The sequence below is a fragment of the Dyadobacter alkalitolerans DSM 23607 genome (genome assembly GCF_000428845.1).
Classification (GTDB): domain Bacteria; phylum Bacteroidota; class Bacteroidia; order Cytophagales; family Spirosomataceae; genus Dyadobacter; species Dyadobacter alkalitolerans.
This window is the reverse complement of record NZ_AUAS01000008.1, coordinates 100,776-124,048: the sequence shown is the minus strand read 5'-3', so window position 1 is coordinate 124,048 and position 23,273 is coordinate 100,776. Positions and strand designations below refer to the sequence as shown.

At 47.1% G+C, this 23,273-nt stretch carries 12 protein-coding genes; 9 read left to right on the top strand and 3 right to left on the bottom strand.

Going from position 1 to position 23,273, the window contains the following annotated elements; genetic code table 11:
- Positions 1–54: 54 nt before the first annotated feature.
- From G395_RS0117190 to G395_RS0117145, 9 genes are all read left to right on the top strand, one after another.
- On the top strand, positions 55–3,843 hold the full coding sequence (locus tag G395_RS0117190) for a hydantoinase B/oxoprolinase family protein (protein WP_026631187.1): 3,789 nt from the start codon (positions 55–57) through the stop codon (positions 3,841–3,843).
- Between the two features lie 10 nt (positions 3,844–3,853).
- Positions 3,854–5,017, top strand: a complete 1,164-nt coding sequence (locus G395_RS0117185) for an NRAMP family divalent metal transporter (RefSeq protein WP_026631186.1) — start codon at positions 3,854–3,856, stop codon at positions 5,015–5,017.
- 180 nt (positions 5,018–5,197) lie between these two features.
- Positions 5,198–7,540, top strand: a complete 2,343-nt coding sequence (locus G395_RS29655) for a S9 family peptidase (protein WP_229204203.1) — start codon at positions 5,198–5,200, stop codon at positions 7,538–7,540.
- A gap of 84 nt (positions 7,541–7,624) precedes the next feature.
- Complete coding sequence (locus G395_RS0117175; RefSeq protein WP_026631185.1) at positions 7,625–11,155, top strand: PVC-type heme-binding CxxCH protein; 3,531 nt, start codon at positions 7,625–7,627, stop codon at positions 11,153–11,155.
- Positions 11,156–11,196: 41 nt separating this feature from the next.
- The gene (locus tag G395_RS0117170; RefSeq protein WP_026631184.1) at positions 11,197–14,187 is read left to right on the top strand and encodes a SusC/RagA family TonB-linked outer membrane protein; all 2,991 of its coding nucleotides are present in this window, start codon (positions 11,197–11,199) and stop codon (positions 14,185–14,187) included.
- Between the two features lie 23 nt (positions 14,188–14,210).
- Positions 14,211–15,794 (top strand): RagB/SusD family nutrient uptake outer membrane protein, encoded by a 1,584-nt coding sequence (locus G395_RS0117165; protein ID WP_035361617.1) that lies wholly within the window; start codon positions 14,211–14,213, stop codon positions 15,792–15,794.
- A gap of 131 nt (positions 15,795–15,925) precedes the next feature.
- Positions 15,926–17,311, top strand: coding sequence for an aminopeptidase P family protein (locus tag G395_RS0117160; protein WP_026631182.1), 1,386 nt, complete (start codon positions 15,926–15,928; stop codon positions 17,309–17,311).
- 324 nt (positions 17,312–17,635) lie between these two features.
- Positions 17,636–17,944, top strand: coding sequence for a type II toxin-antitoxin system TacA family antitoxin (locus tag G395_RS0117150; RefSeq protein ID WP_026631181.1), 309 nt, complete (start codon positions 17,636–17,638; stop codon positions 17,942–17,944).
- Positions 17,913–18,431 carry a GNAT family N-acetyltransferase gene (locus tag G395_RS0117145; protein WP_026631180.1) on the top strand — a complete coding sequence of 173 codons (519 nt, stop codon included), beginning with the start codon at positions 17,913–17,915 and terminating at the stop codon, positions 18,429–18,431. The genes G395_RS0117150 and G395_RS0117145 overlap by 32 nt, the downstream gene beginning before the upstream one ends.
- Before the next feature lie 254 nt (positions 18,432–18,685).
- On the opposite strand, the gene G395_RS0117140 is transcribed toward G395_RS0117145, so the two are convergent.
- From G395_RS0117140 to G395_RS0117130, 3 genes are all read right to left on the bottom strand, one after another.
- The gene (locus G395_RS0117140) at positions 18,686–20,113 is read right to left on the bottom strand and encodes an APC family permease (protein ID WP_026631179.1); all 1,428 of its coding nucleotides are present in this window, start codon (positions 20,111–20,113) and stop codon (positions 18,686–18,688) included.
- A gap of 50 nt (positions 20,114–20,163) precedes the next feature.
- On the bottom strand, positions 20,164–21,948 hold the full coding sequence (locus G395_RS0117135) for a DUF885 family protein (RefSeq protein WP_026631178.1): 1,785 nt from the start codon (positions 21,946–21,948) through the stop codon (positions 20,164–20,166).
- A gap of 62 nt (positions 21,949–22,010) precedes the next feature.
- The gene (locus tag G395_RS0117130; RefSeq protein ID WP_026631177.1) at positions 22,011–23,273 is read right to left on the bottom strand and encodes an NAD(P)/FAD-dependent oxidoreductase; all 1,263 of its coding nucleotides are present in this window, start codon (positions 23,271–23,273) and stop codon (positions 22,011–22,013) included.

Genomic DNA, 23,273 nt, shown 5'->3' with positions numbered 1-23,273 from the left:
ATAGCAACTATTTTGGAGGTTTACATCACTTTTTGGTTTGTCTCTTGGGAAAAAATGAATGCTTCTTTTTGGAAGATTTGGGTTGATACGGGTGGGACTTTTACGGATTGCTTGGCTATTGATTTGGAGGGGAATAAAACCAGGCTGAAAGTTTTGAGCTCGGGCTGCGTACGTGGGCGGATTATTGGTAAGGTTGCTGATAACGCTTTTCAATATGAAGCTTCATGGCCATTTGATGCGCACTTGCTGACAGGTTACACATTGCGCTCGCTGGCAAATGGTTTGACTAGCAAAGTCATTTCTTTTGATTCATCCAATCAAACATTCAGACTGGAAGATAACTTCCCATTTTCTCAAAATTCAGATTTCGAAATTTTCAGCGGCGAAGAAGCGCCTGTTTTGGCTGCAAGACTATTAACCAAAACGAAGCTTAGCGACACATTGCCACCGCTCGAAATGCGTCTCGGAACCACAAAAGGCACAAACGCATTACTCGAAAGAAAAGGAGCCAAAACGCTTTTAGTCGTTACCAAAGGTTTCAAAGACTTGCTTTACATTGGCAACCAACAACGCCCTTCCCTTTTTCAGCTCAACATTCCGGAACCGAGATTGCTTTATTCCGAAGTTTTAGAAATTGATCAACGTTTGGACGCTTCGGGAAATGTGATTAGAAACTTGAATGCGGAGGAATTATCAACATTAGCTTCTGCAAAAAACGCAGATTCCATAGCCGTTTCCCTGCTTCACTCCTATCAAAACAACGCACACGAGCTTTCGGTAGAAAAGGCATTCAGAGAAAACGGAACCAAATACATTTCCGTTTCCTCCAAGCTTTTCCCTTTCTCACATTATCTGCGACGAACGCAAACTGCGGTTGTTAATGCTTATCTCGATCCGGTTTTAGATCTATACTTAACAAACATTAAAAGCTCCTTGGGCGAAGGCAGCCTGAAAGTCATGACCAGCACGGGAAGCCTTTCGGAAGTAAACGGCTTTCGGGCAAAAGACAGCTTACTAAGCGGCCCAGCCGGTGGCATGGTGGCAGCGGCTAATGCTGGAAAACGGCTCGGATTTCCCAAAGCCATCACCTTCGACATGGGCGGAACGAGTACGGATACGGCGTTGATTGATGGGCGTCCGGAGCTGAAATACATTACCGAAATTGACGGCATTGAATTTCATAACCCAACATTGGCGATTGAAACGGTGGCGGCTGGCGGCGGTTCTATTTGCTGGTTTGATGGGTTTTCGCTGCAAGTTGGGCCGGAAAGTGCGGGGGCTTCGCCGGGGCCGGCTTGCTATGGAGCGGGCGGGCCGCTGACGATTACGGATGTGAATTTGCTTTTGGGAAAACTGGATGCTTCCAAATTTGGCATTCCAGTCCGGACGGATGCTGCACTGGCGGCGCTGACGGCTTTGCAGAAAAGCATTGAAGCGCGAACTGGGAATTTGCTGGCATTTCCGGAATTGCTTACTGGCCTCGAAAGGATTGCCAACGAAAAAATGGCCGATGCTATCCGTAAAATCTCCGTAGAGAAAGGCATTAATCCAGCTGATTTTGCCCTCATCACTTTCGGCGGAGCTGGCGGTTTGCATAGTTGCCAATTAGCCGATTTGCTGGACATTCAAACCGTTATCATTCCTTACGACGCCGGACTTTTCAGTGCAGTAGGCATGGGCGAGGCGCTGATCAGCACCATTGTTTCCAAGCAAATCCTGCTTCCCTGGCGTGAATCGGAAGATAAAATTCAGCTTTGGGAAAACGAGCTTTTGCAAGAAGGCGCTGAAAAACTGCAAGATCAAGGGGTTAGTGCGTTTGAAACCGCTTTTTGCTACGTTTATCTGCGTTTTACAGGCCAAGAGAACACAATTGAAGTGGGTTATGAAGGCGCTGAAACCTTGAATGCTTTTGAGAAACTTTACACTGCGCAGTTCGGCTATTATCCGGCGAATCTGACGGTTGAACTGGAAAGTTTGAAGTTAATGGTTCAGGAGAAAGCGACTCCGATTGAACCAGAAACGATCATTAAAGAAGGAGTTTTAGCAAATGCATTGAGAAGCGTTAATCCTTTATTTGAAATTAATGAAATCGACTCAAAACAACCTAATTTTACAAAAACTGACTCCTATAATGCTGCACAGCTCTACGAATGGGATCAGCTCAATGCAGGTGACCAAAGTGTTGGCCCGGCAATTCTTTTGAACAACACTTCCACCGCTTACATCCCAAATGGCTGGAAACTTATCATTCAGAACAGCAAGGACGCCATTGCTTTCAAAACTTCGGAAACCAACATTATAGCTGAAAAGCAAAGTGAGGAAGTTGCGTTGCAGCTTTTTACCAACCGTTTCAAATCCGTTGCGGATGAAATGGGCGTTCAGTTGCAGCGGACTGCATTCTCGGTAAATGTGAAAGAACGGCTTGATTTTTCGTGTGCGTTGCTGGATCAGGATGGTGAATTGCTGGTGAATGCGCAGCATATTCCGGTGCATTTGGGCAGCATGGGCATTTGCGGGAGGTTGGTGAAGGAGGCGATTGAGATTGGGCCGGGGGATGTTATTATTACAAATCATCCGAAATATGGCGGCTCACATTTGCCTGATATTACATTGATTTCAGGCATTTTCACGAATGACAACATTTGTATTGGCTATGTCATCAACCGTGCGCATCATGCGGAAGTCGGCGGTAAAACGCCTGGCTCTATGCCACCGGACGCAACTTGTCTGGCTGAGGAAGGCGTCATTATTTTGCCTCAATATTTGATCAAAAACAATGTATTTCAATGGGATTCCATTCGCAACTTGTTCACCGAAGGCCGCTACCCTACCCGGCATTTTCTGTCCAATGAGGCCGACATCATCGCCGCATTATCGGCACTAAGGAAAGGCAGCGAGCAAATGTTGAAGTTGGTGGACTTGCACGGATTGGAAACGGTGCAGAAATACATGCGGTTATTGAAAGAAAATGCAGTTGCGCAGCTGGAAACAGCATTAACACCTCTTCATGGCAAAACTTTTGAGGCAACAGAGCTTCTGGATGACGGTCATCGCATTCAGGTTGCGGTCTCAATCACTCCCGAAAAACAGGTTTTTGACTTCACAGGCACTTCAAAAGTGCATCCTAACAATCTGAATGCTAACATTTCAATCTTGTATAGCGCGATTTTATATGTGTTAAGGCTTTTGGTAAACAAAGAAATCCCACTGAATGATGGCCTGATGAAAAATGTGGACATTGTCCTGCCCGAAAACAGCTTTCTGCATCCCGACTTTTCTGACGATCCATTTGAATGTCCGCCCGTGGTCGGTGGCAACACGGAAGTAAGCCAGCGGTTGGTGGATACTTTGCTCAAAGCGTTTGGGTTGGCGGCGTGCAGCCAGGGGACGATGAACAATTTTCTTTTTGGCGACGAGCAATTTGGCTACTACGAAACCATAGGAGGCGGGACAGGCGCTGGTCCGGGCTGCCATGGCCGCGCAGCTGTGCACCAGCATATGACCAACACGCGCATTACCGATCCCGAGCAGCTGGAACGCAAATATCCGGTTCGGCTGCTGGAATTTGGCATCCGGAAAGATTCAGGTGGAAAGGGAAAATTTAAGGGCGGCGATGGCATTGTACGAAAAATTGAATTTCTGAAACCTTTGCAAGTAACACTTTTGGCACAACATAGAAATTACGCACCCTATGGACTGAATGGCGGCGAGGATGGACAATGCGGCGTTCACACATTAATTAGTAATGGTGAAACTTCGCTTTTGCCCGGCATAAGCAGTCTGGAAGTTGAAAAAGGCGATATCTTGGTTATCGAAACACCTGGCGGCGGTGGATTTGGTTAAAACTTTAAAAATGGCAAAAACGAAATCCTCCAAAGCATTACTCGGCGCAGCATTCCTGATGGCCACCTCGGCAGTCGGCCCGGGTTTCCTGACGCAGACGACCGTTTTTACCCAGCAACTGGCTACGAGTTTCGGCTTCATTATTCTGCTTACCGTCCTCATTGACCTTTGTGCGCAATTTAACATTTGGCAAATCATCACTGTTTCGGGCAAGCGCGCTCAGGAACTGGCCAATGCGCTGTTTCCCGGCTTGGGTTATATGCTGGCTTCTCTGATCGTGATTGGTGGTTTTGCATTCAACATTGGTAATGTGGCTGGGGCCGGATTGGGCTTGGAGGCCATAACGGGCATGAATGTGAAAGTCGGAGCGGTGCTGAGTGCGGGCATGGCGATCGGGATTTTTCTCTTTAAAGAAGCAGGAAAAGCTATGGATGTTTTCAGTCGCGTTTTGGGAGTGCTCATGATCATTTTGATCCTATACATTGCCTTCACCTCGCACCCGCCACTGATTTCCGCATTGCACCACACCATTTTACCAGAAAAATTTGATGCGATGGCAGCGGTTACGTTGGTAGGCGGGACGGTTGGTGGATACATTTCATTTGCGGGCGCGCACCGGCTGCTGGACAGCGGCATCAGCGGTGAGGCTTCACTGCCGCAAGTGAATCAGAGCGCGGCAACGGGCATTTTGATCACGACCGTCATTCGTTATTTACTATTCCTTGCATCATTGGGGGTCATCATGGCTGGCGCGACCATTAATCCTGAAAACCCAACGGCATCCATTTTCGAACAAGCCGCCGGATCAGCGGGAAGGCAGATTTTCGGTTTGGTGATTTGGAGTGCGGCTATCACTTCCGTGGTCGGGGCGGCTTACACTTCCATTTCGTTTGTTCGCTCGTTTCATGCTTTGCTGGAAAAATATCATGCGGCGCTAACCATTATTTTCATCACCATTTCTACGGCTGTGTTTGCGATTATTGGTAAACCTGTGAAAGTGCTGGTCTTTGTGGGCACATTAAATGGCTTTGTGCTGCCTGTTGCGCTGGCTATTCTGCTCATTGCAAGTGGGAAATCAAGGCTTATGGGCACGTATATACATTCACGCATTCTGCTCGCAATGGGCTGGCTGGTGGTTGCGGTAATGGCTGCCTTAGCATTTGGGATCTATTAACCTAGCCTTTGATAAACATTGCCGTTGTTTATTCTAAGCTTCCGCCCATATCCCGAATTAAATCTTCTGTTTTAACCCAATCACAAAATCAAAGACTGAAATAAGTTAATATCGGTAAAAAAGCCGCTAATTACAACGAAGTTTATTGCATCCCGGAAAGGTAATTTTACCCATACGAAATTGAAGTTAATCTCTCTTAGTATGGTGCGTTTTACCAGTCAAAAGCTTCGTCTGCTGACCTTTTTTGTCGGCGCCACGGTCACAATGTTTTCTCAAAAAAGCATTGCACAGCAGTCTGCATTGCCCCCTTATCATCCCGACGCGGCTGAAATCACTGCTTCCTACAAGCATATGGAGCGCATGGATTCGTTGACCAGAGGGACTGTTTTGAAAGCAACCATTCAGCCCACCTGGCAGCCAGACGGCCATTCTTTTTATTACAGAAATGTGCTGAAAGACAGCCTGACGGAATACGTTTTTGTCGATCCAACGACGGGTAAAAAGACCAATCCGCTGGACAAAAAAGAACTCGCAACTGCACTTTCAAAAGCACTCGATTCGACATTAACGGCTGACAAATTATTGCTCAGCGAGATTTATTCAGACCCAAAAAACCAAACGCTTTTTGTGCAGACAACAGGCAAATGGTTTGCATTTAACACAAAAACCAAAACCGCTAAAAAACTCGACAAACTGCCCATTGACCGTCCCAAAGAAATAGGCTGGACGCGGGCAAGAAGTCGGTGGAGACCATTCCGGGCGGATAGCACTTCGCCGGATAAAAAACTAACGGCAGTCATCCGAAACGGCAACATTTATTTGACTAAAAAAGAACAAAAAGATGCTCAGCAGCTCACATTCGAGGGAAATCCGCTGAAACCCTTTGGCGAGCTCAGCTGGTCGCCGGATGGAAAATATCTGGTTGCTTACCGCATTACGCCGCATGAAGAAAGGCAGATCAGCATTATTATGTCTTCCCTGCCCAACACAACGCGGGGCGAAGTGAAAACACGCGGCTATGCGCAGCCGGGCGATGAATTTACTTCCTATGAAATGTTCGTGGTGAATGTCGAGACAAAGGCTTTGACCAAGGTTAAATCGGACATTATCGACTTTTTCGAGGCACCAGTGATTCGTTGGCGGCATGCGGATAACACGCATTTTACTTACGAAAAAGTGGACCGTGGGCACCAGCGTTTTCGAGTGATTGATGTGGATGCGGCAACGGGCGAAACGCGGAATGTGATTGATGAAAAAACGGAGACATTTATTTACCAAAACCTGATATTTACACATTATCAACCCGAAAAACATGAAATTATCTGGTCTTCGGAAAAAGACGGCTGGCGGCATTTGTATCTGGTGGATGAGCTTTCGGGAAAAATCAAAAACCCGATCACAAAGGGCAATTGGGTGGTGCGTGACATTGACAGCATTGACACGCAAAAACGCGAAGTCTGGTTTCGTGCGAGTGGCATGAATGCGGATGAAGATCCTTATCACATTCATTATTATAGAATTAAATTCGACGGCAGCGGCCTCGTAAAATTGACGGATCATGCCAAGGCAACGCACCAGCTCACTTTTTCGCCCGACCGCACTTACTACATTGACACATACTCAACGATGATGGGCCCGCCGGTTTCTGAGCTGCGGAAAACGGCGGACGGCTCATTAGTGACCAAGCTGGAAGAAGCTGACATTTCGCAATATCTTTCACTGGGCTTTCAGTTGCCCGAAATTTTTAAAGCCAAAGGACGCGACGGCCAAACGGACATTTGGGGCATTGTGTATCGTCCGAGCAAATTCGATGCGACCAAAAAATATCCCATCATCGAGAACATTTACGCCGGTCCGCAGGATTCGTTTGTGCCCAAAGCATTTCGCTCTTATGGCGAGATGCAGAGCATGGCCGAGCTTGGATTTATAGTTGTGCAGATGGATGGCATGGGAACAGCAAACCGTTCAAAAGCCTTCCACGATATGGCTTGGAAAAATCTGGCTGATGCCGGTTTTCCTGATCGGATTGCATGGATGAAAGCATTGGCTTCGAAATATGCTTATGTGGATTCGAGCCGGGTGGGTGTTTACGGCACTTCGGCGGGCGGTCAGAATTCACTAGGCGCATTGCTTTTCCATCCAAGTTTTTACGATGCCGCAGTTTCTGCATGCGGTTGCCATGATAACCGCGTAGACAAACAATGGTGGAATGAGCAATGGATGGGTTACCCGATCGGCAAGCATTACGACGAGCAATCCAACATTACCAACGCCGCCAAGTTGCAAGGTGACTTGCTTCTGATCGTGGGCGAAGCGGACACGAATGTGCCGCCGGAATCGACTTACCGCGTGGCAGATGCATTGATCAAATCGAATAAAGATTTTGAATTGCTGGTGGTGCCGGGCATGGGCCACAGCGACGGCGGGACTTACGGAAGAAGGAAAAAGAGGGACTTTTTTGTAAACAAATTATTAGGGGTGACGCCTCCGAATAGGAATAAAACAGACCTAACACCACAGTAAAAATAGATCAGAAGTCGCCCGGAAACGGTGTAATGGATTGCAAAAATTGCAAACATCCAAACAGGAAAACTTTGCCCTTTGAAAATGAAAAAATTACTGCTCATACTGACCTGCTTACTCTTCATCAACAGCTGCACACGCAAATCCGGAACGGCCGTTCAAGTAAAGTCCAGCGAAGGGCGGCGCATTGAAATCCTGTTCCTCGGTCACGACAGCAAGCACCATTATTCGGAGAAATTCTTCCCGATGCTCGCGCATCCGCTGTTTCAAAAAGGCATTAACCTCACTTACACTTCGGATCTGAATGCATTGAATGCGGAGAATCTGGCCAAATACGACGGCTTAATGATCTATGCCAACCATAATGTGATCTCCCCTGCGCAGGAAACGGCGGTGAAGGATTTTGTGGAAGGCGGCAAAGCCCTAATCCCCTTGCATGCGGCTTCTTTTTGTTTTCAAAATTCTGATTGGTATATCAAAGCCGTCGGCGCGCAATTCAGCACGCACAAATATGGCACATTCACGGCGCCGATTACGCAGCCGAACCATCCGGTGATGGCGGGTTTGAAGGAGTTTGAGACCTGGGACGAAACTTACGTGCATGCGAAGATCAACCCGGACATTAACATCTTGCAGGAACGTGTCGAAGGCACGCATCACGAGCCTTGGACCTGGGTGCGGACACAGGGAAAAGGCCGCGTGTTTTACACCGCATACGGGCACGACGAGCGCACCTGGAAGCAAAAAGGATTTCATGATCTGGTGCTAAATGGCGTGTTATGGGCTGTACATGACGATGCAAAAGCCGCCTATGCAAGCCTGAAATTACCGACGCCCGAATTTAAAGACGCCGACGTTCCGAACTACGAAAAACGCGATCCGGCTCCGAAATTCCAGCTTCCGCTTTCACCAACTGAATCGGCAAAGTTGATCCAGGTTCCGGTTGATTTTGATTTACAATTATTTGCTTCCGAGCCCGACATTGTAAAACCAATTGCCATGGCGTGGGACGAAAAAGGCCGCTTATGGATCATTGAAACGGAAGATTATCCCAACGAGATCAGAGCGGAAGATGGGACAGGAAAAGACCGGATCAAGATTTGCGAGGACACCAATGGCGATGGCAAAGCAGATAAATTTACCGTTTTTGCAGACGGCCTGAACATTCCAACCAGCCTTACATTTGCCAACGGCGGCGTAATCGTAGCGCAAGCCCCGCATTTCATTTTCCTCAAAGACACCAACGGCGACGACAAAGCAGACATTCGTGAAAACATCATCAGCGGTTGGGGCAAAAGCGATACGCACGCCGGACCTTCTAATTTGAAATATGGCCTGGACAACAAGATCTGGGGCGTGCTAGGTTATGCAGGTTACCGTGGAACTGTGAATGACAAATCGGTGAATTTCAGTCAGGGCATTTATACATTTGATGTGGATGGCAAAAACCTGGAATACATCGGCCGGACGTCGAATAACACCTGGGGATTGGGCTTTTCAGAGGATTTTGAAGTGTTTATTTCAACAGCCAACGGCAATTACAGCGGACATTTCGCAATGCCATTGGAATATGTAAAACGGTCTGTCGCGGACGGCTCAGGCAACACGGTTTACAAGCTCGATTCACATTATGACATGAACTATATGACGCCTGCGTTGCGCCAGGTGGATTTTCATGGCGGCTTCACGGCGGCGGCTGGACATAATCTTTACACGGCAAGAAATTTCCCGAAACAATATTGGAATGCAACGGCATTTGTATGCGAGCCGACGGGCCGATTGCTTTACCAGGCCATGATAAAGCCAAAGGGCGCTGGTTATAAGGAGAAAAACGGTTTCAATTTACTGGCAAGCTCCGACGAATGGTTCTCACCCGTGCATGCCGAAGTTGGCCCAGATGGCGCTGTTTGGGTGGCGGATTGGTATAGTTTCATCATTCAGCATAACCCTACGCCGCGTGGTTTTGAAAATGGAAAAGGCAATGCTTATATCAATCCACTGCGCGACAATAAACACGGACGTATATACAGGGTCGTTTATAAAAAAGCAAAACCTTATCAACCGGTAAAACTGGACAAAAACCATCCTGCTGGACTTTTAGCAGCATTGAAAAATGACAACATGTTCTGGCGCACCACGGCGCAAAGATTGATCGTGGAAGCGCAACACAAAACATTGGTTCCCGAGTTGATCAAAATGCTTAATGATCAGTCCGTTGATGAAATTGGGTTAAATAGTCCGGCCGTGCACGCGCTTTGGACATTGCAGGGATTGGGTGCGCTGGATGGTTCAAATGAAGAAGCTTACCATGCGCTGGTTCGTGCGGTGCGGCATCCGGCTGCGGGTGTTCGTAAGAATGCAGTGAAGCTTTTGCCAAGAAACGATAAAACGCTTTCTGCATTGAAATGGACGAATTCATTGAATGATCCTGATTTGAAAGTAAGACTTGCTGCCATTCAGGCGCTTACGGATCTGCCCGCTTCCGAAGAAATGGGAAAAATGCTTTATCTGGCTGGTCAGGATTCGGAAAATGCAGCGGATGAATATTTACAGCAGGCGATTTTCTCAGGCGTGATCAAGCATGAAGCAGGTTTCAAAAATGCAGCTGCGAAACTGAAAGATTCCACATTAACCGCCCGCATTGAACGCGGTTTGGTGCAGGAAACTTATGTGCTGAACCTGTGGTCACCGCCGATTTTCCCGCCGGACATTACCAACAAAGAAATCACCATTAAGGCCATTATTACCAAAGCCGATGAACCATTATCCGGCGTAGTGGCCTCGCAAGGCAACAAGGAGAATGGTTACAGTCTTTATATGAACGAGGGAAAATTGCATTGGCTGATCAAGCAGGATGGCAAAGCTTATGACATTTATTCCAACCAAACATTGCCCACTGAGCGCTTCAACGCCGTTGCAACATTGTCCGAAGGCGGCGAAATAACATTGGCAATTGAAGATGAAACGCCCGTTAAGGGCAAAGCCGCATCGCTTTTTACCAAACCATTTAATCCCGAAGACATTCGCCTTGGCCGCGACTTGCGTGACGAAAACCGAGTGGGTGATTATCCTGAAAATTTCAGGTTAAGAGGCTGGCTGGATGTCAAAAGTACGATGCAATTGAACCAGGTTTCCAAAGATAAATCAGAGAAAAAAGTGGCCTCAGCAGCGCCAGTTAGCAAGCCGGAAGCAATTGGAAAAGGCAAAGGAACACCCGTAACAATCAATCTGAAAGTGATTGAGCATGAGATGAAATTTGATAAAAAGACATTTACTGTAAAACCTGGTCAAAAGGTCTCTATTCGCTTTACGAATCCCGATTTTATGCAGCATAACCTGCTCATTGCGGCGCCGGGAAGTCTGGAAAAAGTGGGCGCCGCTGCCGATCTGCTCGCCCGTGAAAGCAATGCCATTGAATTGAATTACATTCCAAAAATGCCCGAAATCCTTCACTCGACTGAGCTGGTCAGTCCGGAGGGAAGTACAACGCTTGTTTTCATTGCCCCCGAAAAACCCGGTGATTATCCTTTCCTGTGCACCGTCCCGGGACATTGGCGGATGATGAATGGAATCATGAAAGTTGAGTCAAACCCGTCCAATAAAGAAGCCAAGTAACCCAGCTAACTAAAATTTTATCACCATCTAACTTTTGACACATGAATAAACAATTATCCAGACTTATTCAGGAACTGGCCTGTTACCTGCTTTGCAGTGTCGCCGTGCTGCTTGTCCTGCCAGGAAATGCACAGGCAGCCGATCGCCAGATTACCGGAACCGTGGTTTCAGCAGAAGACAAAAATCCGCTGCCCGGTGTGACTATTATTGTGAAAGGAAATAATACGATAGGAACTGCGACAGATGCCGAAGGGAAGTTTAAAATGACCGTTCCCGAAGAAGCAACACTGATTTTGAGCTACATTGGCTACACCAGTCAGGAAGTTGCAGTAGGAACCCAAAACGATTTTAACATTGAAATGGCTTCGGATCAGAAGCAGCTTTCGGAAGTGGTCGTGATCGGCTATGGAACGCAGAAAAAGGGTGACATTACGAGTTCGGTTGCCAGCATTAAGCGCGAGGATTTTATCAAAGGAACTGTTCGTGATGCCGCTCAGCTGATTCAGGGAAAAGTTGCCGGCTTGCGCATTACAACACCTAGCGGCTCGCCTACATCCAACACGCAGATTAACCTTAGAGGAATCAACTCCATCAACGGAACTTCAAACCCGTTGATTTTAATTGACGGGATTCCGGGCGGCTTAAACACAGTGGCACCGGAAGACATTGAATCTGTGGATGTTTTGAAAGATGGTTCTGCGGCTGCGATTTACGGAACGCGCGCAACGGGCGGTGTTATCCTGATTACAACACGTAAAAACCGAGGCAACAATTCACGCTCAACGGTAGAATATTCGAATTATGTGAACATTCAGACCATTGCACGCCGTCCTCAGCTGCTTACGGGTGATGATTATCGTCAAAAAATCAGCGAAGGAATTGACTATAGGGATTACGGCGGCAACACCGACTGGCTCAAAGAGATCACGCAAAAGCCAGTGAGCCACAACCATAACCTCACATTCTTCGGCGGAAACAGCACGACAAACTTTACCGGATCTGTAAATTATCGCAACTGGGAAGGGATCTTTTTGAGATCAGGCCAAAGCCGCTTCACCGGCCGAGCCGACCTGAACCACGCGATGTTCAATAACAAATTGAAAACAAACATCCAAATCATCAACCGCATCACTTCATCCAACGGCGCAGTCTCACCGGCCAACAATGATGCCGCTTACGGCTACGCTTACCGCCAGGCCATGATCCGCAACCCGACAGACCGTGTGCGCACAGAAACGGGCGCATGGCAGGAAAGGGACGGCTATTTTTACGAAAACCCAGTTTCTTTATTGAACGAATCGAACTACGAAGCAAAGTTCAAAGAAATGCGGATGAGCGGAAGTTTGGATTATGCGCCGATTGCTGATCTGAACTTCAAATTATTGGTTTCAAATGTGCAGAACAACAACCTCGAAGGCGGTTCTACAACATTCAACCACACCGCAACGCGCCTTAGCAACCAGAATGCCACCGCATTCAGAGGCACCCAAGCCAACAACGAAAACCTGCTTGAATTGACAGGAAATTATGCCAAATCATTTGGCAAGCACCGCTTTACATTGCTGGGCGGGTACAGCTGGCAGGATGCAACTTATGAAGCTTTCAGTGCAAGCAACTGGGATTTCCCCACAGATGCTTACGACTGGAATAACCTCGGTGCGGGCGGCGCTTTGCAAAAAGGACAAGCCGGAATGTCGAGTACAAAGAACAAATGGCAGTTAGCCGGTTTCTTTGGCCGCTTAACTTACAGTCTGGACGAAAAATATTTGTTCATGGCGAGCGTGCGTCGTGAAGGTTCTTCCCGTTTTGGCATTAACAATCAGTGGGGAACATTCCCTGCGGCTTCCGTGGGATGGAGAATCAGCAAAGAGCGCTTCATGGAAGGACTTCCGGGCGTTTCTGAGATTAAGCTTAGAGCAGGGATTGGTATAACCGGAACCATCGCGAGTGATCCTTATCTGTCTCAGATCAGCTATAATTTTAGTCGTGATAATGGTGCTTTCATTGGTGGAAAATGGGTTCCGGGCTTTGTGCCGGCTCGTAACTTTAATCCCGATTTGCGCTGGGAGAAAAAAGAAGAGGTTAATGCGGGTGTAGATTTTGGTTTCCTGAAAAACAGGATAAATGGTTCGATTGATTTTTACAGCCGCAAGGTGAAAGATCTGCTTTATGATTTCCCTGTTCCCGTGCCGCCTTACCTGATCGGTTCCATGCTGATCAATGCCGGAACGATGAAAAACGAGGGTATGGAAGTGCTTCTGAACATTGTGCCTGTGCAAACGGCTAATTTTCAATGGAACACAGGCTTCACTTATTCTACAAACCGAAACAAATTGGTAAGTCTTTCAAACGACCAATTCCAGGCCGCCAACGACTTTTTTGATGACGGTTACACAGGTGAGCCGATCCAGGTTTCTACGCACCGCGTAAAAGTGGGCGAGCCGATCGGACGGTTTTTTGTCTGGAAAAGTGTAGGTGTTGATGAAAAAGGCGCCTGGCTGGTTGAAAACAAAGATGGCGAGGTGATTCCTATTGCCAATGCCACGCCGGAAGACCGCCAGTATTACGGCAATGGAATTCCAAAACACAATGTTGGCTGGAATAACTCGGTTCGTTACAAAAACTTTGACCTGGCGGTGAACATGCGCGGCGCATTCGGATTCGACATTCTGAACTTCCAGAGCATGTTTTACAATAACCCAAGAAACAAAGCCTATAACATGCTCAAAACAGCCTACGATCCGATTGAGGGCAAAGTGCTGAACAATGAGCTTGTTTATGTTTCTAATTACATTGAAAAAGGCGATTATTGGAAAATTGACAATGTTACGTTTGGCTACACCCTACCCAGCCTGAAAGGTCTGAAAAATGCCCGGATCTTCGTTTCCGGCTTGAACCTGGCGACCATCACAGGTTACACCGGCATCGACCCCGAAGGCGTAGACATGACTGGCTTCTTCCCGGGCAGCGACCAGCGCGACAAGTATCCGACGACACGGACATTCACAGCAGGCCTTAGTGTAACATTCTGATCCACAGCAAAATTTTTGAAACAATGATCAATAAAAGTAAAATATACATCGCACTCGCATCCATCATGGGTGCAGCCACGCTCTACTCCTGCACCGACCTGGAAGAACAGGTTTATTCAGAAGTTTTGTCGAGCACTTACCAGCCTACCGAAAAAGACCTTCCAGCCATCGTTGCACCCGTTTACTCATCCCTTCGCGGGTTAATGCTGGGCTGGCAGGGCTATTTTGACTTACAGGAAGAAGCAGCCGACGCCATTGTCACGCCCGTTCGCCCGAATGGCTGGGACGATGGCGGCACTTACCGCCGCATGCACCAGCACACCTGGACTTCCCTACAATGGCAACCCGAAAACGCATGGCAAAGCTCATTCCGCAGCATTACCACGGCCAACAGGGTTTTGTCCCAAATTGCAGAAGGTGAAATTCCTTTGACAACGGGAAAAGTGGAAGTGGAAGCCGAGCTGCGGGCGGTGCGCGCATTGGCTTACTATCTTTTGCTGGACAACCACGGCAATGTGCCCATCGTGACCGATTTCAAGGACATTACTTTACCCAAACAAAACACGCGCAAAGAAGTGTATGACTTTGTGGTAAAAGAATTGCTCGAAGTAATGCCTAACCTCAGCGAAAACGCGTCCACAACTTACGGACAGCTGAACAAATGGGGCGCAAAAGCGCTTTTGGCAAAAATATATTTGAACGCGCAAGTCTACACCGGAACGCCGGAATGGGAAAAGGCCATCCAGCAAGCCGACGATGTGATCAAAAGCGGAAAATATGTACTGGATGCTAATTATTCGGATGTTTTCACCTGGACAAATTTCAATTCCAAAGAGATCATTTTTGCGATCCCTTACGATGAAATTTACGGAACCGGAAACCAGATCCACATGAAAACACTCGATCCATTGAGTCGCACTGTGTATCCGATGAATGCAGGTCCATGGGGAGGAAACTGCGCCGTGCCGCAATTCATCGACACCTACGACGCCGAAGACAGCCGCCTCGCCGACACCTGGATTATGGGCCCACAGAAAAACGCAACAACCGGCGCAGTGGTCATCACTTATTCCAAAACCGTCCCCAGCATTGAAAAAACAGCTTCAACCGACGGTTACCGCATCGGAAAATACAAAATCAAACCCAACGCAACCGGCAGCCTGGACAACGACTTCCCATTGCTCCGCTACGCCGACGTCATGATGATCAAAGCAGAGGCATTGCTGCGCACTGGCAAAGCCGCGGAAGCAGCGACCATCGTGACGGAAGTCCGCAAACGCGCATTCAAAACCAATCCTGCAAAAGCAACCGTAACCGCCGCAGACCTCACAAAAGGCAGTCGCTACAACTACGGTTACCAGGCAACGAATGGCAGCATTACCGAGCGCCAGGGCGGAGACGACATTAAATTCGGCCGCTTCCTGGACGAGCTAGGCTGGGAATTCGCAGCAGAAGCACACCGTCGCCAGGATTTGATACGGTTCGGTGTATACGAAACCAAAAAATGGTTCAACCACCGCCCCCAAGCCCAGCAACGCGCCCTGTTCCCGATCCCGCAAACAGAACTGGACAAAAACACAAACCTAAAACAAAACCCAGGTTATTAATAAAGACTTTAACAAGGTTAGGTAATAAGCTCCTGCTCCCGCGCTTTGTTGGTGAGCAGGATTTTTTTGTTTAACATTAAAATCAAAAATCAACAAAATAGCCGACCGCTGACTGTCGGCAATCAATCATTATGTTCTCAAAAGAAACCTACATACAACGCCGCTCAACATTAAAACAGAGAGTCGGAAGCGGCCTTATTCTTCTGCTCGGCAATGATGAGTCGGGGATGAATTATCGTGATAATGTTTATCCATTTCGCCAGGACAGCACTTTCCTATATTATTTCGGACTGGATACGGCTTCGATTCATGCCATTATCGACATTGATAATGATCAGGAGATCATTTTCGGCGATGAGCTGACGATTGATGACATTGTCTGGACGGGTTACCAGGAGCCGCTTGTAGAAAAGGCTGCGAAAGTTGGTGTTAATCAAGTTAAACCGCTTTCTGCACTCGCTGGATATCTGCGGGACATTCAAGGCAGAAAGCAGGAAGTGCATTTTTTGCCTCCTTACCGCGCTGAGCATAATTTGCAATTACTGGAATGGCTGCAAGTTTCTCCTGCCGAAGCATCGCAACGCGCTTCCGTGAAGTTGATTAAAGCCGTTGTTTCCATGCGTTCTTACAAAGCAGAAGAAGAAATTACAGAAATTGAAAAAGCCGTCAACACTTCCATTGATATGCATTTGGATTTCATCCGCACAACCCGCCCAGGCATGACGGAGAAAGCCATCGCCGGCAAATTACAAAGCATCGCCATAGGACAAGGCGGCGACATTTCCTACCCGATCATCCTCACTGTCAACGGAGAAACATTGCACACGCACGCCCGGGATTACATTGTTCAGGCCGGGCAAATGGCATTATGTGACGCCGGAGCCGAAACTGCCATGCACTATTGCGGTGACCTCACCCGTACCATTCCGGCAGGCAAGCAATTCAGCAGCATTCAAAAAGAAATGTACGAAATCGTGCTCAACGCACAAGTTTCAGCGATTGAAGCCTGCAAGCCTGGCGTTTTGTTCAAAGACGTGCACGCATTGGCATCAACCAAATTACTGGAAGGCCTGAAATCAGTCGGCATCATCAAAGGCGACCCACAGGAAGCACTTGCAAACGACGTCCATACGCTTTTCTTCCAATGCGGCCTCGGCCACATGATGGGCCTGGACGTCCACGACATGGAAAACCTCGGCGAACAATACGTAGGCTACACCGAAGACCTAATCAAAGGCACCACCTTCGGCTGGAAATCTCTCCGCCTGGGCCGCGCCCTGGAACCCGGCTTCGTCCTAACCGTCGAGCCCGGGCTTTACTTTATTCCTACATTGCTTGATCGCTGGAAGGCTGAGAATAAGCTTGCTGATTTTATTGATTATGGGAAGTTGGAGCAGTTCAGGGATTTTACGGGGATTCGGGTGGAGGATAATTTGGTGATTACCGAGGATGGAAATCGGGTGCTTGGAAAGGAATTGGTGAAGGATGTGGCGGGGATTGAGGCTTTGCGGGGATGATTTTGGACATTTTGTGAAGCAAAACACGGTGCTGCACTTGCCGTTGTCCAAACCTTCCCAGGCTAATGGTGTTCAAACCATTACGGTAGTTACGACACCGTACTTTATGTATGGTGCAATACGATATCGAAGCAAATAATGCCGACAAACTTCTTTGCCAACAACATTGCCTGGGAAAACTTGGACACTGTAAACTTACTCGGTTTGATGGAAAAAGCAAAAGTGACAATGTTTAACTAATTCATGTACAGTTACATTGTTCCATAAATTTGCAACGTACGGATATCTAACGTACATTTGACATCACTTACTCAATGGATGAAAATGAAAACCTCAGTTAACGATCGGATTGATGTGCGTATAAGCAAGGAACATAAGGAATTAATTAAGCATGCAGCGGAGTTAAGCGGGTTTAAAAGCTTGTCTGAGTTTATTGTATTTTGTGTTAAAACAGAAGCAGATAAAATTATTATGGAAAATAACAACATTCTTAGAACTCTCGAAGACAAGAAAATCTTTGCGGATGCTTTGTTAAATCCGCCTGCTCCCAATGCTAATCTTAGAAAAGCTGTTTCAAAGTACAAGAAATTTCAAAGTGATAATGAGCTATCGGATCACAAAATTGCTGAATGAGCACAAGAAAAAGAATTTCGTATGTGGGAATGCTGTACTGGACAATTACATAAGATTACAAGCTAAACAAGATGTAGGTCGAGATCTTTCTGCATGTTTTGTTTTAGTTGATGAAGAACAAACGATCAAAGGATATTACACACTTTCTGCTTCCTCGATTTCACGAGACTCTCTTCACGAAACCCTTATTAAAAATCTTCCACCATCTTATCAGTCATTACCAACTATTTTACTTGGCAGACTAGCGTGTGATCTGAGTATCAAGGGACGTGGATTTGGTGAAATACTGCTTGTCAATGCACTTGCCAGAAGTTTAGAAATTTCTGAAACAATCGGCTCTATGGCTGTGATTGTTGATCCGATCGACGATCAAGCCCAGAGCTTTTATAAGCGATACGGCTTTATCAGGCTTTCTAACAATAAAATGTTTATCCCTACCAAAACGATTAGAGCGCTAAATGGCATAATAAGGCTTGGTCATCGCTAGATAGCTCTTTTTTCACCCTGTCAGCCTTTTCTGAATTCGCCCCATTCTTCAATTCGTTAGTTCTGTAAACCCTACTTTTGGAATTTCCTATACCCTCCTTTCGGATTTTGGCAATGTCAGCCTGATCCATTTCTGAGCAAAAAGAAGCCCCGGACAGAACAGCAATGAATAAAAGATCTTTTTCATAGAAGCTGATATATTCATTCTATTCTCCCTTTTGCCGGTGGCTTAAGCCACCGGCAATTTTTAAAAATCTAAGCTTTAATCTCTTTTTTTGCAATGATATAATAGACCGGAATGCCCAGCAGCACAATGATTAATCCTGGCCATGTATATTCTGGCTTGTAAATAATAAGCAGAATGCAGAAAGCCAGTCCCATGACAATGTAAATGATCGGCAAAAAAGGATATCCAAATGCTTTATACGGCCTCTCAGCATCCGGTCTTCTTTTCCTCAGAATAAAAATTCCGACAATGGTCAACATATAAAACACAACCACCACAAACGAGATCATATCCAGCAGGTTACCATATTTTCCGCTCAATGCCCAAAGCGACGCGATGACGCATTGAATCCAAAGTCCAAATTCGGGGACAGCATTCTTGTTCAGCTGTCCTACTTTACTGAAAAACAGACCGTCCTTGGCCATGGAATAATAAACCCTCGCGCCAGACATGATCAAACCATTGTTACAGCCGAATGTTGAAATCATGATCATAACCGCAATAATGACCGTTCCCGATGTGCCGAAAATAACGTGCGAAGCGGTTACGGCCACGCGGTCTTTGTCCGAAGCGGCGATTTCCTGCAAGGACAAAACGCCGGTGTACATGACATTAGTCAACAAATAAATGACCGTCACAATGATGGTTCCTAATGCAAGGCTTAGCCCAATGTTACGCTGCGGGTTCTTGATTTCCCCTGCGATGAAAGTTACATTATTCCAGGAATCACTGCTGAAAATTGAACCGACCATGGATGCAGCGATGGCTCCGAAAGCTGCGATCGTTGTATAGGATGCAATGCTTCCGTCGACATTCAATTTATGCATATCCCACATCGTGGCTGAGTCCCAGTTGGCCGCCCAAATCTCCGGTTTCATGAAAAGCAGGCCGAAAACGATCAAACCTAATAGGCTTAAAAGCTTGGTTAATGTGAATGTGGTCTGGATAATTTTGCCGCTGTTGACGCCGCGTGTATTGATGAACGTTAACAGCACAATGACGACAATGGACAGTAACTGGGCGGGTGTTATTTGTAAAAATCCGAGATCGAGTGCAATAAGGTCTTCGCTGAACTGAGGCAATAAGTAAGCGGTGAATTTGGCAAAAGCCACGGCAACGGCTGCAATGGTGGCGGTTTGGATTACAGTGAAAAAGCTCCAACCATATAAGAAGCTGATCAGCGGATTGTAGGCTTCTTTGAGATAAATATACTGGCCGCCAGCTTTGGGAAACATGGCGCTCAGCTCGCCGTAACTCAGTGCGGCCGTCAGCGTCATGAAACCGGTGATCAGCCAAACAAACATGAGCCAGCCGACGCTCCCGGTGTTGCGCGTAATGTCCGCGCTTACAATGAAAATACCCGATCCGATCATACTGCCGGCAACGAGCATGGTTGCGTCTACAAGACCTAATGAGGGTTTAAATGCGGTTTTCTCCGGGACGGATTCTACTGACATAAAAGTTTTTTGGGTTAGAAAAGGCAGGTTTCAAGTCTTAAAGTACGCTTTTATTTGAAACTATAAAATTTCCACTTTGTTTTAAAATCGCGCGTCACCGGCTGGTTGGTCAATGTGGCCCTGACCATCTCAATGGGCATGTTATTTTCCTTCATGATGGCGTCATGAAATTGCTTGTATGTCATTTTTCCGCTGTCGACCAATTCATTTTTCAGGCTCAGGATCTGCAAGCCGCCGATGAGGTAAGCCACCTGGTAAAGTGGACTGTAACTGCCTTCGAACGATCGGCGCACTTCGCCTTCCGCATTAGCACGTTCGTGCCCGACCCTATCCACCAGAAAATCAATGCATTGATGCGGGCCCCATTTGCCTAAGTGATAATTCAGCGAGAAAATAATCCGCGCGCAACGGTGCATGCGCCAGAACAACATGCCAATCCTCTCCTCGGGCGTTTTCGCAAAACCCTTGTCATACAGCAGCAATTCCCAATAAAGCGACCAGCCTTCCGTCCAGAACGGCGTCCTGAATTCGCTGCGGTAAGCTTTGTAGCGACTGTTCATATAATATTGCAAATGATGCCCCGGCACGAGCTCGTGATGCACGGTTGCTCTTGAAAAATAAGGATTGTTGCCGCGCATGCTCATGAGCTTGTCCTCGTGCTGCATGGTGTTGGTTGGGTAGGAAATGATAATGTCCCGGCCACCCAGGAAAAACGGGTTAATGAGCTGTCTTTCAGGCGTCATCATTTGCATTCCCCAGGTTTCATCCGCGATTTCGGGATAATCCATCAGGTTGTTGGCGGTGATGAAAGTTTTGGCGTCGTCGTAGAGTTTCAGGATTAATTCGGGCTGGGTTCCTGCTTTTACGTAGCTGTTTTTAACCTTTTCCTGCGCCTTTTTCCAATCATTTCCGAAACCCATTTCTTGTGAGGCTTTCAGCAATTCCTTGTCACACCAGGCAAATTCTTTGTTGGCCAGCTCGATCAATTCGTCCGGCGTGTAACTGATCATTTCCGCGTCCAGCTGGCGGATTAGCTCATCGCGGCCGATGGGAACGCCCTTAATGCCGCTGTTGTCGTCTTTTTGAGTTGTGGTTAGTTTGCCTTTGCTTTTGATGGTTTTGGCATAAGCGGTTAAGGCGCTGTCCAATGCTTCGTATGGTTCGGGAACCCACCAAGTAAACATGGGGTCATAACCTTTGTAAAAATCATAGGTGCTTTTTAATCTGGACTTTAATCCGCTTACTGCGTCTTCGCCACGTTCTGCTAGTGGCATTTCGACACTTTCTGTTTTTTTGAATGCGTCGGAAGCTGTTTTTACTTCTTTGAGAATATCATTCAATTGACCCGCAACTGCTTGTCCGTCAACGGTCGCGCCGCGTCTCCGGCCTTTTTCCAATGCATATATTTTGTCAGCAAAAGGGAAATAGGCTTTTACCGCATTGTATTCTTTTTCCTCTTTGCTTAATGTCAATAAATCGCCCTCAATGCTTCTTTTGAGCAAAATATAATCCACTTTCCCATAAATGCTCATGGCATTGAAATCTAGCTTGGCGAGTTTATCCAGGTAACTTTGATCCACTTCACGCAGCCGCTTTCGTTGCTCGGGTGCATTCAAAACACTGCTAGGCGCTCCAAAACCGCCTCTTCCACGTTCCATCGGCGAGTAGAAAGAACGGATGGCACGTGTGTCCTGGCCATATTGGATGATGAGCCCGGCTGTTTCGCTGGTTTGTTCGTAGAGGTTGAATTTGCTTTGGGCAAAAGTTTTTGGGAGAAATGTGGCACTTATCAGGAAAATAAGGCACAAGAAAGTTCTGTGGTTGAAAAGTTTCATCCAGGTCTGATTAAGGTTTAGAAAAAACTATTTTGAAACAAAAAACCCGGAAAGTTTCCGGGTTAATTATATCGTTCAGGATTGTAAAGTTTGATGTCTGCCGACAATGCAGACTCGTTGGCCAGCTCGGCCACCATTTTACCCGTGGCAGGTCCGAGGCTGATGCCCATCATGCCGTGGCCCCCGGCGACGATCAGGTTTTTCAATTTTTTGCTGTAACCCAGGTAAGGCAAACCATCCGGAGAACACGGCCGGAATCCATACCAGATCCGCTCTTTGGCCGGAACGCTCACACTCAGCTCGGGATAATAATTCGGAATAGAGTTCACAATGCCTTCCACGCGGTTCATATTAATATTGTCGTTCACCGCCGCAAGCTCCATCGTGCCACCGAATCGAACTTGCCCATTCATAGGCGTCACCGCCACGCGGGCTTCGATCAGCAATGCTGGATGTTCGATTTTATGTTCCGAATTAGGCTCCATAAAGGAATAACCCTTTCCAGGCATTACAGGAATTGACAAACCTGCCAATTTCGAAAGCTCGGGAAGCCAGGTCCCGCCAGTCATAATAACCAAGTCGCCTTCTACCGTTTTGCTTTCGGTTTGAACGCCTTTTATTTCTCCGTTTTTAATATCAAAACCCCTAACCTCCGCATTTAAAATTACTTCCGCGCCTTGTGCTTTGATGTATTTCAAGAGCTGCGAGAACAATGCGGTTGGATATAAATGTGCGTCGCAATGATAATGCACTGCGCCTATAACGTCCAGCTTAATGTTCGGTTCAATGGCCTGGACTTGCTCCTTAGTAAGCATTTCAATGTCCAAACCTAGTTTTTGGCCGTCTTTGGCAACGTGGATTTCTTCTTCTCCGGCTTTCTCTGTTTTGTAAAGCATGAGAATGCCCTTTTCTTCCAGACCAAAATTAAAACCGTCTTCTTTGGCCAGATCTTCGTAAAGCTGCTTACTCAGCAAATGGTAATCGCGCAAGTAAGGCGCGGCGCGTTCCACATTAGCGGGCGTGGCGCTTTTCATGAATTTCAAACCCCAGGAGATCAGCGACCAGTCCAGCGAAGGTTTTACATAAAACGGACTTCTGCTGTCGAACATCCATTTGATGCCTTTGGAAATCATGCCGGGTGCGGCGAGCGGAATAAAATGACTTGGAACGATCATTCCAGCATTGCCTTGCGAGCAATTATCCGCCAGATCGCCCTTATCGATCAACGTCACATTCCAGCCACTTTTTAACAAATAGTAAGCCGAAGTCAACCCCATAATCCCGCCACCAATGATGGTGGCTTTTCCCTTATTCGTCACGTTCAT

What these genes read in the sequence shown, in the direction of transcription:
- G395_RS0117190 (WP_026631187.1), top strand. Translation starts at nt 55, where the DNA reads ATGAATGCTTCTTTTTGGAAGATTTGGGTTGATACGGGTGGGACTTTT.
- G395_RS0117185 (WP_026631186.1), top strand. Translation starts at nt 3,854, where the DNA reads ATGGCAAAAACGAAATCCTCCAAAGCATTACTCGGCGCAGCATTCCTG.
- G395_RS0117175 (WP_026631185.1), top strand. Translation starts at nt 7,625, where the DNA reads ATGAAAAAATTACTGCTCATACTGACCTGCTTACTCTTCATCAACAGC.
- G395_RS0117170 (WP_026631184.1), top strand. Translation starts at nt 11,197, where the DNA reads ATGAATAAACAATTATCCAGACTTATTCAGGAACTGGCCTGTTACCTG.
- G395_RS0117165 (WP_035361617.1), top strand. Translation starts at nt 14,211, where the DNA reads ATGATCAATAAAAGTAAAATATACATCGCACTCGCATCCATCATGGGT.
- G395_RS0117160 (WP_026631182.1), top strand. Translation starts at nt 15,926, where the DNA reads ATGTTCTCAAAAGAAACCTACATACAACGCCGCTCAACATTAAAACAG.
- G395_RS0117150 (WP_026631181.1), top strand. Translation starts at nt 17,636, where the DNA reads ATGAAAACCTCAGTTAACGATCGGATTGATGTGCGTATAAGCAAGGAA.
- G395_RS0117145 (WP_026631180.1), top strand. Translation starts at nt 17,913, where the DNA reads ATGAGCTATCGGATCACAAAATTGCTGAATGAGCACAAGAAAAAGAAT.
- G395_RS0117140 (WP_026631179.1), bottom strand. Translation starts at nt 20,113, where the DNA reads ATGTCAGTAGAATCCGTCCCGGAGAAAACCGCATTTAAACCCTCATTA.
- G395_RS0117135 (WP_026631178.1), bottom strand. Translation starts at nt 21,948, where the DNA reads ATGAAACTTTTCAACCACAGAACTTTCTTGTGCCTTATTTTCCTGATA.
- G395_RS0117130 (WP_026631177.1), bottom strand. Translation starts at nt 23,273, where the DNA reads ATGAACGTGACGAATAAGGGAAAAGCCACCATCATTGGTGGCGGGATT.